Source organism: Alteromonas sp. S015, assembly GCF_036864485.1.
Taxonomy (GTDB): domain Bacteria; phylum Pseudomonadota; class Gammaproteobacteria; order Enterobacterales; family Alteromonadaceae; genus Alteromonas.
Genome location: NZ_JAZETO010000003.1, coordinates 400513 through 416559, shown reverse-complemented (window position 1 = coordinate 416559; position 16047 = coordinate 400513). Strand labels below are relative to the sequence as shown.

General features: G+C 44.9%; 12 protein-coding genes. 4 read left to right on the top strand and 8 right to left on the bottom strand.

Annotated elements, in window-relative coordinates; all coding sequences use genetic code 11:
• Nucleotides 1-73: 73 nt before the first annotated feature.
• The 7 genes from V7R42_RS08260 to V7R42_RS08230 all read right to left on the bottom strand — a co-directional run bounded on the left by V7R42_RS08260 (nt 74) and on the right by V7R42_RS08230 (nt 7217).
• Entirely contained in the window at nt 74-1156 is a 1083-nt protein-coding gene (locus V7R42_RS08260) for a methyl-accepting chemotaxis protein (RefSeq protein ID WP_334019699.1), read from the bottom strand.
• A gap of 155 nt (nt 1157-1311) precedes the next feature.
• The gene (locus V7R42_RS08255) at nt 1312-1707 is read right to left on the bottom strand and encodes a hypothetical protein (RefSeq protein WP_334019698.1); all 396 of its coding nucleotides are present in this window, start codon (nt 1705-1707) and stop codon (nt 1312-1314) included.
• A 44-nt stretch (nt 1708-1751) separates the two neighbouring features.
• Nucleotides 1752-3110 carry a sulfite oxidase gene (locus V7R42_RS08250; RefSeq protein ID WP_334019788.1) on the bottom strand — a complete coding sequence of 453 codons (1359 nt, stop codon included), beginning with the start codon at nt 3108-3110 and terminating at the stop codon, nt 1752-1754.
• Between the two features lie 21 nt (nt 3111-3131).
• Nucleotides 3132-4136: a YeiH family protein gene (locus V7R42_RS08245; protein ID WP_334019697.1), complete on the bottom strand. Its 1005-nt coding sequence runs from the start codon at nt 4134-4136 to the stop codon at nt 3132-3134.
• Nucleotides 4137-4142: 6 nt separating this feature from the next.
• On the bottom strand, nt 4143-5150 hold the full coding sequence (locus V7R42_RS08240) for a TauD/TfdA family dioxygenase (protein WP_334019696.1): 1008 nt from the start codon (nt 5148-5150) through the stop codon (nt 4143-4145).
• A gap of 9 nt (nt 5151-5159) precedes the next feature.
• Nucleotides 5160-6113, bottom strand: coding sequence for an aldo/keto reductase (locus V7R42_RS08235; protein ID WP_334019695.1), 954 nt, complete (start codon nt 6111-6113; stop codon nt 5160-5162).
• 354 nt (nt 6114-6467) lie between these two features.
• Complete coding sequence (locus V7R42_RS08230) at nt 6468-7217, bottom strand: GntR family transcriptional regulator (RefSeq protein WP_014951132.1); 750 nt, start codon at nt 7215-7217, stop codon at nt 6468-6470.
• A gap of 99 nt (nt 7218-7316) precedes the next feature.
• On the opposite strand from V7R42_RS08230, the gene V7R42_RS08225 reads away from it, so the two are divergent.
• The 4 genes from V7R42_RS08225 to V7R42_RS08210 all read left to right on the top strand — a co-directional run bounded on the left by V7R42_RS08225 (nt 7317) and on the right by V7R42_RS08210 (nt 14713).
• The gene (locus V7R42_RS08225; RefSeq protein ID WP_334019787.1) at nt 7317-8069 is read left to right on the top strand and encodes a TSUP family transporter; all 753 of its coding nucleotides are present in this window, start codon (nt 7317-7319) and stop codon (nt 8067-8069) included.
• Nucleotides 8070-8185: 116 nt separating this feature from the next.
• Nucleotides 8186-10252: a glycoside hydrolase family 31 protein gene (locus V7R42_RS08220; protein WP_334019694.1), complete on the top strand. Its 2067-nt coding sequence runs from the start codon at nt 8186-8188 to the stop codon at nt 10250-10252.
• A 16-nt stretch (nt 10253-10268) separates the two neighbouring features.
• On the top strand, nt 10269-11996 hold the full coding sequence (locus tag V7R42_RS08215; RefSeq protein WP_334019693.1) for a solute:sodium symporter family transporter: 1728 nt from the start codon (nt 10269-10271) through the stop codon (nt 11994-11996).
• 308 nt (nt 11997-12304) lie between these two features.
• Complete coding sequence (locus V7R42_RS08210) at nt 12305-14713, top strand: TonB-dependent receptor (protein WP_334019692.1); 2409 nt, start codon at nt 12305-12307, stop codon at nt 14711-14713.
• 126 nt (nt 14714-14839) lie between these two features.
• On the opposite strand, the gene V7R42_RS08205 is transcribed toward V7R42_RS08210, so the two are convergent.
• Entirely contained in the window at nt 14840-15823 is a 984-nt protein-coding gene (locus V7R42_RS08205) for a cation diffusion facilitator family transporter (protein ID WP_334019691.1), read from the bottom strand.
• Nucleotides 15824-16047 lie beyond the last annotated feature (224 nt).

Sequence of the window (16047 nt, the reverse complement as noted above, 5' to 3'; positions counted from 1 at the left end):
TTTAAAGCGCCACTATAAATTCAGGCGCCATGCTTATCAATTGGGTCGGTAGAGCCGTGAGGCACTACTGGCACTAATTAACTAGCCTATCAAGTAGTGTTAGTACTCTCTCACTGGCTTGTTCCATTTCCATTAGCTTAGCATCTGCCTCAGCATTGTTGCCATTCTGTTTAGCTAGCACGGCGGCTATTCCACTACTATGTACTTTTGCATGCGGCGCTTCAATCTCTCTAAATGCTGTAGTTTGGCCAATTGATTTATTAGCATTGTCACTATACCACTGCCCAAGACGGCAGTTTTTGTGATCGCCAAAGTCTGCCGCAGGTTTGTTGCTGTAGCCGCACAGAACAGCATAAACCTCGGCTTTCCACACCACGTGATCCAGCTTCACCGTTTGGATAAACGTAGCAATGGCACCTTCACTAATGGTGGATTTCATACTGTCACAATGTTGCACCATAGCTTCATAGCTACCGTTTAGCTGATTAATGCCAGTTTCCAGCTGTTCGTTGTTTCCCCGCAACTCATTCACACCTGAAACCGCTTTGGAAGTAGACTGAATTATACCGTTCACCAGCTCTGATACTTCTGTGGCTGATTTATTGGTTTCAGTCGCCAACGCACGCACTTCATCAGCAACAACGCTAAAACCTCGGCCAGCATCGCCAGCTCGCGCTGCTTCGATAGCAGCGTTTAACGCTAGCAAGTTAGTTTGATCAGAAATACTCGTAATAGTGGTAACAAATTTATTAATGTTATCTGCTGTTGTTGATAGCCCAGAAATACGCTCACTCATGCTACTCATTTGGACGTTTAGTCCGCTCATGTCGTTAACAATTTTGCTTAGTGTAGTAGCAGAGTCACTAAAGAGCTCATGGATATTAGCCACTGACTGATTCTCAGCATCAATACGCTGATAAGTGGTCAACACCGTTTCACGAATACCTTCTAATTGACGCATGCCGTCAACAATGCACTTCATTACAACTGAATCGTTCGACGATGTGTACTGGCCATTTGCAGCCTCAATGGCATTTGCAAGCTCACTATTTTTTGCCTCTAAAACGTCAATTGTGTCTAAGGCTTCTTGCATTCTTGCTTCTAGTTTACGTACTTGCGCTTCTTTTTCTTCGTATTTACTGCGAGATACAAACATGTGTGGTTACCGGTATTTTTTATAGAGTGTTTTGTTTAGATTAACAGATTTTCAGACAATTTAACTATTAGTCTGAAGTAGCGTTCTGCGTTATTTATCGGCGGAAACTTGAAAAACCGTTGAAATAATACACCTGAGTGAGTTCAGCTTTATCTTTACGGTATTAGATGCGGTTCAAGAGGGGCGCGACGTGTGCTTTTTTTAGGTCCATACCACAACGCTAGATAATCTAGGATTGCGGGCTCTGCATTACCTAATGGCCATAGCTTTTGCGTGTTTTGCATCCACCGAATAGTTCCAAGCCATCTCTCTCTGCTCATTGCGTTCTGTGTGATAAGCGAGGGCGAATGGCATGTGCTACAGTGCGCAACCACTAGATTGTAGCCCGGCGCTACAATAAGCCCTGACTGGGGGTTAACAGACACAGTCGTAGCGTCAGCTAAATGCATACTTGAGCCGCTATTTTTATCGCTACTTTCATTGATGGCCGCAACCAGTGGTGTGCTAACTAACCCTGCCATAATAGAAACAAAAACGAATAGATGGCGCATGCGAGCGCTCCATATCTCAAACACGTTACTCGGTACCATGTGTTTTACACAACCCGCACAGCAATGCGATGGCAGGCATTGTTTAAGTAGCCTTTTGGATTCCAGCCCGGCAATACCATAGGTTGTGCTTTTCCATTTTCATCTACGGCTTTGGCCCATATTTCGAAATAACCTTGTTGAGGAAAGGCTATTTTTGTAGTGAATTGCTGCCATGCATGTCTATTTGCGGGTTGCGTAAGGTCTGCTATTTGCCATGTTTGTCCGAAATCAATCGAGGTGTACACTTCAGCCACTTTACCCTCACCATTCCATGCATGACCGCGCACGCTTAGTTTCTTGGCCAAAGGATGATCAGTGCCTGACTGTGGAAAAGTAATGAGTGACTTAATAGGCATAGCTTCAATGATACACATATCTTCATCGGCTACTCTCGCCCCTGGAGCAACGGGTTTACAAGGGAGTCGGTACGCTTTGCCCAGCATTTTTGCACCGTCATGCACGCGGTCTCTGACCACTATTTTCTTAAGCCACTTGCCAGACGTAGACGCCGGCCAACCACCAAAAACCAATCGGAGCGGATAGCCATTCATTAAAGGGAGAGGCTCCTCATTCATTGCCCATGCAATCAACGACTCATCTTCCATCGCTTTGTTTATCGGCACCCCGCGAGAAATAGCCGCTTTGCCCGGTGTACGGCTTAAATGCTGGTCATCACCATAATAGCCAATGTAAACAGCGCTATCTTTTACGCCCACTGACGTGAGTACATCTTTAAGCCTTACACCTGTCCATTTAGGGCATCCCACAGCTCCGGTAGTCCATTGGTTCCCCGTCGCTGCTGGCGAGAACTCGGCACGTCCATTACCGCCGCATTCCAGCGTTAGTTGGTAGGTGTAATGTTTGAATTGGGTTTTGAGCTCTTCCAACGTGAAGGTTTTTGACTGCTCGGCCGACTCCCCTTCAATAGTAAGCGTCCACGTACTCGCGTCTGGCTTTTGCGGGGGAATACCGTTATTTCTTACGAAAAATCGAGAGGCAGGCGTAACCGCATCATCAAGTAGGTGCGCTGGCGTTTCAGCGTTAATTGGCCGGTCGTTAAGTATTGTTAGCCCGTCTTTTCCCTCGATAGAAAAAGGTGTATTCGACTGAGCAAATGCAGCGGGAATAAGTCCTGCTGGCATGAACTGACCGTAAACGACTTCAGCACCAAGCAGCAAAGACAGAGACTTCAGACCTTTGATAAAACCACGCCGAGTCAGCGCGTTGCTAGTTCGCTGAAAAACCTGTTCGTCGGCCTTTACAGGGTCCTTAGCATACAGTTCGTGAAGACCAAGTTTTTTCACTGCTACCACCTCGTTATTGAGTGCTTTGTGTATTAAGAGTGCATTAAGAATAATTGTGATAAATCGCGCAAAAAAATCCCACTATATTGCGAACAAATAGCCCAATATAAGCAGTGCAATCCACAGCGTTTCTGCCACAATCATCACAATTGGCAGCATACCGACTTCGGCTAACTTACCAAGGTTAGACTTCATACCGATTGCCGTAATTGAAACGACTAAGAAGAAGCGTGATATCTGGGTCCCCGTTTCAATAACCACTTCGGGTAGGGTTACAAAGCTGTTGAGTAACATAAGTACAATAAAGCCAACTAGAAACATCGGCATTTTAGGCACTTGCGCCCCGTCAGCCTGACTTTTGGCTTTGTAAAAGTGTTTAATGGCAATCATCATAATGAGTACCACTGGCATTAGCATGGCTACTCGTACCAGCTTAGTCAGTGTCGCCATGTCGCCTGCACTGTCAGACACCGAGTAACCTGCCCCCACAACTTGCGCCACATCGTGAATAGTGCCGCCTAAGAAAATGCCAGCTTCCGTATCATTCATGCCCAACTGCGCCGCCACAATTGGGTAGAGCACCATGGCTATGGTCGACATAGCGGTTACGCCAATAACCGTCAGCAACGTGTCTCTTTCGTGGTTTTCTCCCTTAGGAAGAATGGTGGAAATGGCGAGAGCCGCAGACGCACCACAAATGGCTACTGAGCCTCCCGTTAATGCACCAAAACGCTTTTGTAACCCGAGTAATTTGGCGAGACCTACTCCGACAATAATTGTTGTGAATATGGCAGCGGCCAGCATAAGAGCGGTCTGCCACCCAAGTACTGCTAAGTCACCTAACGCAATACGTAGACCAAGCAGGACAACTCCAGCGCGAAGAAGAGTACTTGCCGTGAAATCGATACCACACGCACAGGGCGTATCGTTCTGATACAAAAACGATACGGCCATACCCAAAAGTAATGCGAACAACATAGCAGGGGCATTGTAATGCTCACTCAAAAAGAGCGCCGCCATACCGGTAATGGTTGCAATTCCCAGCCCGGGCCAAATATTTTTACATTTTACTGCTATATCGTTCATTTTCTTTTATCGCTCTGAGGCCACAAGCGCGACAAGCACTACGCGCTTTCGCTCGCCAGAATAAGGGCGGCGGCCATGCATTGCACGGTAATTGTCAACAATAGCCACGTCACCATCTTGCCACTCTAAGTCAAAGGTGTAAGTTTCAGACAGTTCTGCAACGCGCTCTAAACCGGCTTTAGGAATTGCACTTCCATCGCCAAAAGTAATTGCCGACGACGGGTTTTCCCTTACGCCTTTCCATCCCATATACGCAGCTATTAGCTGGTTATAGAACACTTCTGAGCCGTCACTAAGTTCGATAACCGCAGGTAAGACAGGCGTAATGGCTCTTAGACTACCATCCTCCAACCATTGCCAGGTGTATCCTAACTCTTTTAATTTAGCTTCTGCCTCTTCTAAAGACTCAACGCTTAGCGTGCTTTTCCAGCTTCTTCCTTGGCCAGAGTTGGCATCATTGGCTGCTGGCATAGTAGTCGTATATTTAAGGCCTTTCTCTTTAAAGTCTTTAGCAAGCGCCGGATTTTCTTCCTTCAATGCTTCAAACAATTTGTCGGAGCGGCACAAAGGCGTTGCTCCCCCCTCATCCGCTGCAGTCTTACAAAAGAAAAACAGCTTGCTAGGTGAAATAGGCGTCTGCGCCATTTCATGATGTAGAAAAATCTCTACGTCTTTCGGCGCTTCATTTGCTGTGAATACGCGCTCAGTAAAGTTAATACGCACGGCATTAGACAACGACTCCTGATAGGTAAAGTTAGGATAGCCGAAGCCTGCTGAGAAAACGTCAAAGGTCTCTGCTGAATCAATTGGAAACCCTCGGAAAAGTAGTGCTCCCGACTTTGCAAGTTTTGCTTCAAGCTCTGATTGATTTGCTTTTACAAATGCAACGGTCTCTTTTACCGTTGTACAACCCTCGTTGTTCACGACTATTTCAGGGAACACACCGCCGTTATAATTGTGCTGAGTAGGTACACTTGCGTAAGCTACCGCAGAGCTGTCATTGACGTTTTTCATAGCTAACTCCTAGTCGTAAATAGGGTGGAAACGGTTAAAGGCAGCTTCGCAGAAGTGCCCTGGATCGTTAAATCTGCGATTTACGTTCAATGCAGATATTGCCTGCATTTCACTGTCGCTGAGTGAGAAGTCAAAAAGTGCGAGGTTTTCTTTCATACGCTCAACTTTTGACGTTTTTGGAATGATGGCGTTACCGCGCTGAATTCCCCAACGCAAGACAACCTGCGCGGGCGTTTTACCATGGGCTTCTGCCGCGGCTTTTACTACGCTTTGCTCAAGCACTGATTCCGCCTGATCAGCCATTTCAAGCTCTAGATAAGATAAGGCACCTAGCGGAGAGAAGGCCGTCACCTCCAGTCCATAGTCTTTTGCCAAACGAATTAGTCGCTCTTGCGTAAGGTACGGGTGAGATTCAATTTGCAGCATGGCTGGCTTAATACGCGCATAGCTCATCAGGTCGTTAAGCAAACCAGTGTTGTAATTACACACACCAATTTGTTTTGCTTTTCCGCTATCGGCAAGCGACTCCATTGCCTCCCACGTCTTATGTAAAGGTACAGGCGCGAGTTCCATTTTAGGCTCGGCAGCATCAGGTTCGTAAAACCATTCCGGTGGGTAACGGGTCTCGATAGGCACAAATTTCTGCGCTATTGGGAAATGGATCAGGTATAAGTCTACATAATCTAACTGTAAGTCTGACAAGGTTTTTTCTAAAGCAAGACCCACGTGCTCAGGGGCGTGAAAGGTATTCCATAGTTTAGAAGTAACCCAAAGCTCTTCTCTAGTGCATAAGCCTTCATCAATCGCTCGCTTAATGCCTTCACCCACTTCCTTTTCATTGCCGTAATCAGCGGCACAATCTAAGTGTCGATAGCCAGCCTTAATCGCTTGGTACGTGGTTTCCGCACATATGGCAGTATCGACCTTCCAAAAACCAAAACCTACCTCTGGTATCTTATTCATTGTTTCATTCACCTTAGAATTCGTTGCTTTAAGCTAGTACGGACTTTCTCTTAAACGTACTGCAAAGATAAAAAGCCGCGGTTTACTTTTGCAGTATGCTCTTGTATAACTTTGGCTTTAAACTTTAGTCTTGTATAAGACATAAGTTATTACACAGATATACCGATGTCAACAAAGTGTTAACAAACTTAATGAAAAGTTTGGAGTGCAATAAAAAGAGATGTCTAGCGGTGGCATAACAAGGTAAAGCGTTACCTTGTTATGCTAGGTGTTCGATAGTCGGTAAGAAACAATTTGATAGGAACGGACGTTTAAAACGTTGTGGTTGAACAGTTTGGCGTTGATAGCAAAGGATTAATCAAGTTCAACTTGGTAATGGTAGTGGTCAGTTCTACATTTGCTTTCACGATATTCAATGAGTTTACCGTCAATAGACTCAGTGACGCGCGTAACCATAAGTAACGGCATTCCTTTTTCGATACCTAAGCTTTTTGCATCACTTTTTGAGGCCAATACCGCTTTAATGCTGTCACGGGTCTTAAATACAGTTTGGTTATAGTCCGTTTGATAAAAATGATACAGAGTATGCGGAATATCTTCTCGCTTCTCGATGTCAGGAAATCGCTTAGACGGTAAATAAATAGTTTCAAGCATACAAAATTCGTTATCGAGAATTCGCCTACGCTTAAGCTTCACTACTTTGTCTTTAGCGGTAATTGATAGTGCAGTTTGGACACTTTCAATTGGCTCGACCAGCTCTTTACTTAACAGTTCAGCTTTGGGTAAATCAGCACCTTTTCCGTCAGCTTGTAGCGGAAAGAAACGAAACAGCGCATCTTGTGCCGTATGCTCAGAAACAAATGTACCGACCCCCTGACGACGGGTTACAATTTTGGTATCTGTCAGCAATGTTAGCGCTTTGCGAACGGTTCCTTGGCTAACATTGAATTCGTCAGCAAGCTTAAACTCACTAGGTAGCATCTCGCCTGGTTGCCAACGGCGCTCGACAATAAGCTGCTTAATGTATTCAGCGACTTGTTGATACAGTGGCTGAAAGGCAAGACTTGGACCGCTGAGTTTGTGATCGAATTGAGATGAAGACATGAACCCTAACCTAAACGCTTAATTTTTGTTGTTATATCATACACAAGAGTTATAGCGCACTTTTGACATAAATCACATACATTGCAGGAATTACACGTGATGCTTTTGGAAACACTGCTTCCCATGTTTGCGCTATTAGGGCTTGCGACACTGCTACAGACCTTAAGCGGGTTTGGTTTTGGCCTTATGGTGGTATCAAGCTTTACGTTGTTTGGCATCTTGCCGCTTACGGCGACCACCTTTATGGTGAGTTTTCTAAGTCTTTTCAACTCCATCAGCTTAGTAGTGAAAAACACGGAGCAAATAAATAGACGTGCTTTCACTATTATACTGGTTAGCGGTATTCCATTTATGGCGGTAGGCTACGCATTGTTGGAATACCTGTCTGTTGGGATGGCAACTTGGCTCAATTTACTGCTCGGCTTGGCTATTCTCAGCTGCTGTGGCCTTTTATTAATAAAAAGAAAGCGGACACAGCCATCTGGTCGCGCATACGGTTTTTCTATTGCTGGCGCTCTAGGTGGATTACTAGGCGGTCTTTTTTCTACTTTTGGCCCACCTGTGGTATTTCAATGTTATCGCCAAACCTGGCCAATTAATGAAATCAGGATAACGCTGCTGGCCGTATTTAGTGTTACCTCACTTATACGCCTTGCCATAATACCGTTTGGTACTTTGCCTTCAACAGAAGTGTTTCTGTCTGCTATTTTTGCAATTCCCGTCATTTTAATTTTCACACGATTAGGACGAATTATCGCTGCTCGCGTGTCCGCTGCCGCCGTCCGACTGTTGGCCTTAACCATGCTTGCATTAAGTGGCGTAACCCTCATAATCCAAAATATTAGTATCTAAGACGGCTTGATAATGAACGCGGATCTAAATCTTCATAATTTTCTAATTGCAGATTGACACCCAAGTTACATTTCATTAACTTATGTCTTATATAAGACATGAAGGGTAATGTAGAAATGAGTAACGCGTTTTGTGTAAATGAGCCAGAATGGAACGATATTAAAGCTGCTGACATTACTGAGCAGCCCTTTTTGTCAGATGATAAGACACTTATTGTCCCCACCCAATATGGTGAGTTGAGCCTAAGTATTAGTCAGTTTGGTTTACGCGTTCAAAGTGACGTAAATGCAGCAGATGATTTTGGTATGCTTACTCAAGCGCCGGAAAGGCTATCGCTAGTACTTTCCGGTGATCTGTCTCACAGCACCTTGGCAGCAGGCGATTATCGATTAGAAGTTTTTTCCGCACCTCTTCATTTCAAGCTGTATAAAAATGACGTTTTAGTTCAGCAAAGCGCCACCGACGGCCACTTTGTACGTCAGCACCGCTTACCGCCATTCGCTAAAACCGACAAAGGTTGGTTAGTAAGTTTAGAGCTTAGCTACGACGAAGCCGTTTATGGTCTTGGAGAGAAATGGGGCAAGCTTGATAAACGCGGCCAGCTAATTCGCTCATACAACCACGACGCTTTAGGCGTAAACGCCGAAAAGTCTTATAAAAACACACCTTACGCATGGAGTCCTGAAGGCTGGAATTTATTTGTGCACACTCCAGCACCAGTCACCCATGGCGTCGGCTACGCACTTTGGTCACAGCGAGCTTACGTGTGCTTAGTTGAAGATGACGTACTCGACATGTTCTTGTTCCATCAAGACTCGCCAGCTAAATGCCTTCAAACCTACAGTGAGTTAACAGGCTTTGCGCCAACGCCTCCAACATGGAGCTTCGGCGTAATTCTGTCTAAAGCGTATTATAAAGACGCCGACGAGCTACTAGCAGTTGCCCGCGAAGTGCGCGAAAAGAATATGCCTTGCGATGTTATTACTCTTGATGGTCGCGCTTGGCAAGACACTGATACCCGTTTTGCTTTTGAATGGGACCCTAAACGCTACGCCGATCCTCAGCCGGTTATTGATGAACTTAAAGCGTTAGGCTTTAAGATTTGCGTATGGGAATACCCCATGATTTCAGTGAAAAACCCCCTTTACAAGAAGGCGGCCGAAAAAGGCTGGCTAATAAAAGATAAACGCACTGGTGAAGCGTACCGCTATGCGTGGGACTTAAGTCCATTTGGCGAAGTACTTACGCCTTTGCCAGATTCAGGTATTTTAGACTTTACCAACCCTGAAGCTTACGAGTTTTGGAAAACGTCGCACAAACCTTTATTTGACCTTGGTGTAGATATGATAAAGGCCGACTTTGGCGAACAGTTGGAAGACGACAATATGCTGTCTTATAGCGGTGATTCAGGCAATCGTCTACACAACGTTTACAGTATGCTCTACAACCGCTGCGTATATGAGGCTGCTGAGGCTTACTGCAAAACTGGCCCGTTCTTATTTAGCCGTTCAGCTTGGACAGGCTGCCAGCGTTATCCTTCACAGTGGGGTGGCGACCCGCAAGCCGACTGGCATGGTTTAGCTGCAAGTATTCGTGGCAGTTTGTCGTGGGGTATGTCAGGCGGGCCGTTTTTCGCTACCGATATAGGTGGTTTTTATAAAGACACCCGAGACGCAGAACTTTACGTAAGATGGGCACAAGCGTCAGTGTTTAGTGCCCACATGCGATTGCACGGTATTGGTCCTCGTGAACCCTGGTCCTACGGCGATGCCGCCTCCAATGCAGTATTTAAGGCCCTTAAGCTAAGATATAAGCTTGTTCCATACCTAAAAGAAACCGCAGAAAAAGCATCACAAACAGGACTTCCGGTTCAGCGCGCCATGGCGTTAGCCTTCCCTGAACAGCCGCTTTCTCATGGTTTTGAACAACAATTTATGTGTGGTGATGACCTACTTGTTGTGCCTTGCGTGGTGCCCGGCGGAAAAATTAAATACTACTTACCAAAAGGTGAATGGATACGTTTTGGTACCGAGGAAGTCGTGCAGGGTGAGCAATACAGAGAAGAAATACTTGCGCTTAACGATGTGGCGGTGTTCATCCAAAAGGGCAGTCGCATTGTAATGGGCCCAGATGTTCAACATACCGATATGGATATGACGAACACCACACATTGGCCAGCGTAGCGCATAGGAGCAGTTCATGGATATCACCCTTACCCTATTGTCATGCATGGCATTCATGGCACTGGTTGCCGTTATTTCTTACATGAAAACAAAAGGGGAAGTAAACACGCAAGACGGTTACTTCCTTGCAGGAAGAGGGTTGACCGGCACTTTTATTGCTGGGTCCATGATCCTTACCAACCTTTCCGCAGAGCAGCTTATTGGATTAAATGGCTCTGCCTTTGGGTATAACTTAAGCGCCATGGCGTGGGAAGTTACCGCTGGTATCTCTACCATTATTATGGCGCTTATTTTCTTGCCTCGTTACTTAGCGGGCGCTTTCTCCACCCTACCCGAGTTTTTGCGAGACCGTTTCGATGATAGCGTTCGCAGAATGACGGTAGTTTTATTTATGGTGGGGTATTCGTTGGTTACCATTCCATCGGTGCTTTACTCTGGCTCTATTGCCGTGCTTAGGCTTTTTGATATACCCGGGCTTTTCAACGTAAGCTATGAGGTGGGACTGGTACTTACCATCGTCATAGTCGGTACGATTGGCGCTCTCTATGCCATTTTCGGTGGTTTAAAAGCGGTAGCCGTATCAGACACGATTAATGGAGTTGGCCTTTTAATTGTGGGTTTATTGGTTCCCGTTCTTGGCTTGGTGGCCTTAGGCGACGGCAGCTTTAGCCAAGGTCTATCTACTATTGCTACAACGGAAACTGAAAAGCTCAATGCCATAGGTGGACCCGACGACCCTGTCCCTTTTGGTACTATTTTCACGGGTATGATTTTAGCCAATTTGTTTTACTGGGGTACTAACCAATACGTAATTCAGCGAACCTTAGGCGCGAAAAATCTGGTTGAAGGCCAAAAAGGGGTATTATTCTCTGGCTATTTTAAAGTGCTTGTGCCTTTTATGATGATGTTACCAGGCGTGATTGCTTATCACTTATATCAAGACGAAAATCTTCAAACTATCGATCTTGCCTACCCTCATTTAGTTAAAGATGTACTTCCACAGTATTTGTCGGGTTTCTTTTTAGCAGTATTGCTTGGTGCGGTGTTTAGCTCTTTTAATTCATTGCTTAACAGTGCTGCCACCCTATTTTGCTTAGACGTATACAAACCCTTCAAAAAAGATAGAGTGAGCGATGAAAAGCTTATTCGCGTTGCGAAGATCACCAGTATTGTTATTGCTGTGCTCTCTTTTATCACGGCGCCGCTGCTTATGTTTGCCCCTGAAGGATTGTGGCAAATCATTCGCATATTTACCGGCTTTTACAATATTCCCGTTATCACTATTGTGCTTGTTGGCTTATTTACAAAACGCGTTCCTGCGCTGGCGGCAAAAGTCGCGATTATCTTCCATGTAATTGCCTATGGACTGCTTAAGTTTGTATGGGAAGTCGATATCAACTTTATCCATATCTATGCCATTTTGTTCGCTATTGAATTGGCTATTATGTTGACTATAGGCAGGCTCTACCCAATGACTACTCCATGGCATTTCACTGCAAAGGCTGAAGTCAATATGACGCCATGGCGCTATGCTATTCCCTGCGCCATCGTGCTTGTTGGCCTTATCGCAACGCTTTACCTGATGTTCTCCCCTATAGGCTTTGTTAATGGACTAAACAACGCGTTTGTCCCTACACTGGTCGGCTTGTGGGCAACCTGTTTCGTGGCAATTGGTATAAGTCTGAAATGGTGGCGAGTAAAGTATGAGCAAGGCTTGAAGCGCCTTGCTTCTCAGCACGCCTAGCTCTCCTTCATCATTATTGTATAGAAAAAACACAAAAAAATTAACATAACGTTTGCAAATAGATTAACAATTGTTTAACTTAATCACTCTTATATAAGACATCAGACAAAAGATATCTTTTATATCGAAAACCGTATTTTTAACGCTATTGAATTTTGCTACTGAAAGAATAGTACGCGTAGCGCTGTACCCTACGCAGCCAGAATAAAAATGAAACGCCGATTACTTGCTCAAATGCTTTTGTATCCAAATATAAGGTAGCAAGGCGTAAGTGAAGGCGTGATAAGCAACACACCCTGGAGAACAACATGAATACAAAGAGATCACTCGTCAGCAAGGCGGTAACCCTTGCTATGACATCTGGATTGCTACTTCACACCAATGCATTTGCGCAAGAGGCTAATACAGAGCAAGTCGACGCCTCAAAAGATGATAAATCATTTGAACAAATTGTCGTTACATCACAAAAACGTGTTCAAAGCATTAGCGATGTGCCCGTTGCTGTATCGGTGTTGCGCGGTGAACAGATAGAATCAGCCTTTGCAAACAATGTTGAAAACCTACAAGCGCTTGTGCCTTCTGTGAGCTTTCGCAAAGGGACAACAACTCGAAATTCAGCGTTAACCGTTCGTGGTATTGGAACAATTTCATTTAGTATTGCAGCAGAGCCAAGCGTAGCCACGGTGGTAGATGGCGTTGTATTAGGGCGTTCTGGTCAAGCGTTTGGCGATTTGTACGATGTAGATCGAATTGAGGTATTACGTGGTCCACAGGGTACTTTATTTGGCAAGAACGCCTCTGCCGGTGTGGTAAACATCACCACAAAAGATCCTTCTCAGGAGCTTACAGGCAGTCTTTCTACTGAGTTTTATCAAGATAACGAATACCGTTTAAAAGGCACAGTAAGCGGTGGCTTAACTGACGACCTTTCAGCCAGCTTAACCGTCTTCCAAGGTAAATTCGACGGCTATATCGACAACGTATACAACAATGAAAAAGTAAACGGTTATGACCGAGAAGGTGCCCGTGCGGTTGTGGTTTATGAACCAACCAATGATTTAAAAGTAAAGTTCATTAGCGAAATTTACAGCGCGGATGACGACTGTTGTGCAGATTTAGAAGGCGTATCTAGCGGTCGAAATCCCGACTCAAAGGCAGCGCCCAACAGTGAGACCATTGCCGACGGTATCGATTTAGAACAACGTCAAATTGATCATGACTTCGAATCTCGTACTATCGACGACCACTCGGCCTTCTCCGTACAAGTGGACAAAACCATTGGTGACTACACCTTCACGTCGATCACTGCCCAGCGCTCGTGGGAAAATACAGAATTCCGCGAAGGTGATTTTACGTCTATTGCTGGCGACAGCGATCAGCCGGTATTTGGTGTGCCGTTTCAGCTGCATGACGTTGGTGAGCAAGAATGGAGTCAGTTTTCTCAAGAGTTCCGTGTTGCGTCAAACCTAGCGGGCCCATTCAACTTCTTAGCCGGTATGTTCTACTGGAACATGGATTCAGAGCGTAATTTCACTCGTGATGCAAGTTGCCAAAACAATAGCCTTCAACTTGACCAAGCACTGACATTTTACGCGCAGAATAACCTGTCTGGAGACGCGCTGACAGACGCACTTTCTGACTTAGACGCTTATGCTAGTTCGTTAGGTGTGACATGCAATGCCAACGACATCGTGTCTGCCACTGCATTCATGAGCACTGAGTTTAATAACTGGGCTGTTTACGGAGATGGTACCTACGACTTAAGCGATGACTTACGCCTTATCTTCGGCCTTCGCTATACCGATGATGAAGTGTCTTACACTCACCGTCGCATAAGTAACGATGAATATGGACGTCGCGGTGTGGGTGTGCGCCCTGCTACCGAGAACACCGATGCAGAAGGTGTGGTAGATGAAACCAATTTGTCTGGCCGCCTTGGTGTTCAATACGAACTCGACCAAAATCAAATGGTTTATGCAACCTATTCACAAGGCTATAAAGGCCCAGGTTTCAATGTTTACTATAACTTTAATCCAGAGAACGACGGACGTCCTATTGGCGCGGAAGAATCTGACGCATACGAAATTGGCTATAAGTACGCAAGTCGCGATCTACTTTTAAATATCGCGCTGTTTAGCACCGACATCGAAGGCTTTCAAGCAAACAACTTTGATTGTTCTGACGGTGCATGTATTACGCGACTTACTAATGCTGGTGATGTGAAGACTCAAGGGGTTGAAGTAGACTTTATGTGGAATGCAACTGACAACCTAACTTTTATAGGTGGCGCTGCGTATACCAAGGCTGAGATCGATAGATTTAATTGTCCTGAAGAAGCCGAGTGTACCGACCGTTCGGGCCTGGATGTTCCATTCTCACCTGATATGAAATATTCGTTGTCAGCGGAATACTTCATGGAAACAGAGCATGGTTTTGACGTTTACTACAACGCATCTTACATCTACACCGATGAACAGTACTCTGACTTGCCAGGCAACACGGGGGAGTTCAATCCTCACTCATTGTTACCAGACTACAGCATGCTTAACGCAAGCGTTAGCTTCTCATTCAAAGACGATGCCTTCCGCGTATCGTTAATTGCGAAGAACTTGTTGGATGAAAGCTATGCAACCACTTATAGCGGCGACAACTTCCGCTACCAAATTCCGCGCGATGCAGATCGATACTACGGCGTAGCGTTTAAAGCACAGTTTTAATCTTGTTATAAACCGCAAAGCGTGTGTGTTGAAAGGGGCGTGTTAACGCCCCTCTTTTTTAATAAAACAACTAAAGGTTCTTAGCACCTGCAAATGAGAATAAACCCTTAAACCTACTAATAGCGTTTAGTTTATTTCTTCATGTTGGTGTTCATGAGAGTGAGCGTGTAAGTGGTCATTTTCATCACGACATGGCTCACCCGGTAACTCAAACTCTATCGTGGTATGAGCAAGCCCAAAAGGTGCTAAACGCTCGTGAACTTCCTTTTTTAGTAATCTTAATTTGTCATTGTCTATTGCACAGTTTATTACCACGTGTGCAGTAAGCACGTGCTGCTCACCGTCAAGTGACCAAAAATGTACATGGTGAATTTCTTCAACGTGCTCAATTTTTAAAAGCGTGTTGCTAATAGCATTCCTTGTAGCCAAGTCAGGTACGCCCTGCAGAAACAAAGACATGGTCTGCACAACATACCGTACAACATTCACTAAAATAAAAAGCGTAAAGCCAATAGATAAAATGGGGTCGAGTATCGGCCATTCGACAAAATGAAGCACAATGGCTACTACCAGTACCGCTACCCACCCCATCGTATCTTCAATTAAGTGCCAGTTAAGTACCTTTTCATTCATTGAATGACCGCCGTGGAGTTTGTATGCTGCAAATCCATTTACGATAATACCGAGGATCGCCAGCCCAATCATACCCTCTGTAATCGGCATTTCGGGATTAGATAAACGAGGGATAGCCTCAGACAACACCCAAATTGAACCAATCACTAAGATAACCCCGTTTATCATAGCGCCCATAAGACTTAATCGTTTGAAGCCGTAAGTATACTTTTCAGTAGACGCCTTATTCCCAAGCTTGCTTAAATACCACGCAAGGCCTATAGATAAAGAGTCTCCTAAATCGTGAACAGCATCTGCCATTATGGCGACACTATTGGTAAGCCAACCACCGATAAATTCAATAATAGTAAAAATGAAGTTCAGCCAGAACGCCCATCCAATGCGTGTGGAATCTGTGCCGAGCATATCGGCATGTGCATCGTGATGCAGGCGTTTATGATGGTTGGTGGCGTTAGTGTTGTGATTGTGGTTATGCATAATAACAACTCACATGAGACCATATACTAAGCTTAACGTGATGTGTATCCAGGTGCGAATAAAATATCTAGCACACTTCATTAACAAGTTTCCGAAAAAATTTGTAAACAGTGAGTGAAGCAAGCATCCTTAGATTTTAACTCACTTCAAATAAAAACACTAAGAAACTGATTTTAAAATAAATAAACCGCAAAAAGTATAAATAGAATACACCGCCAAATGTT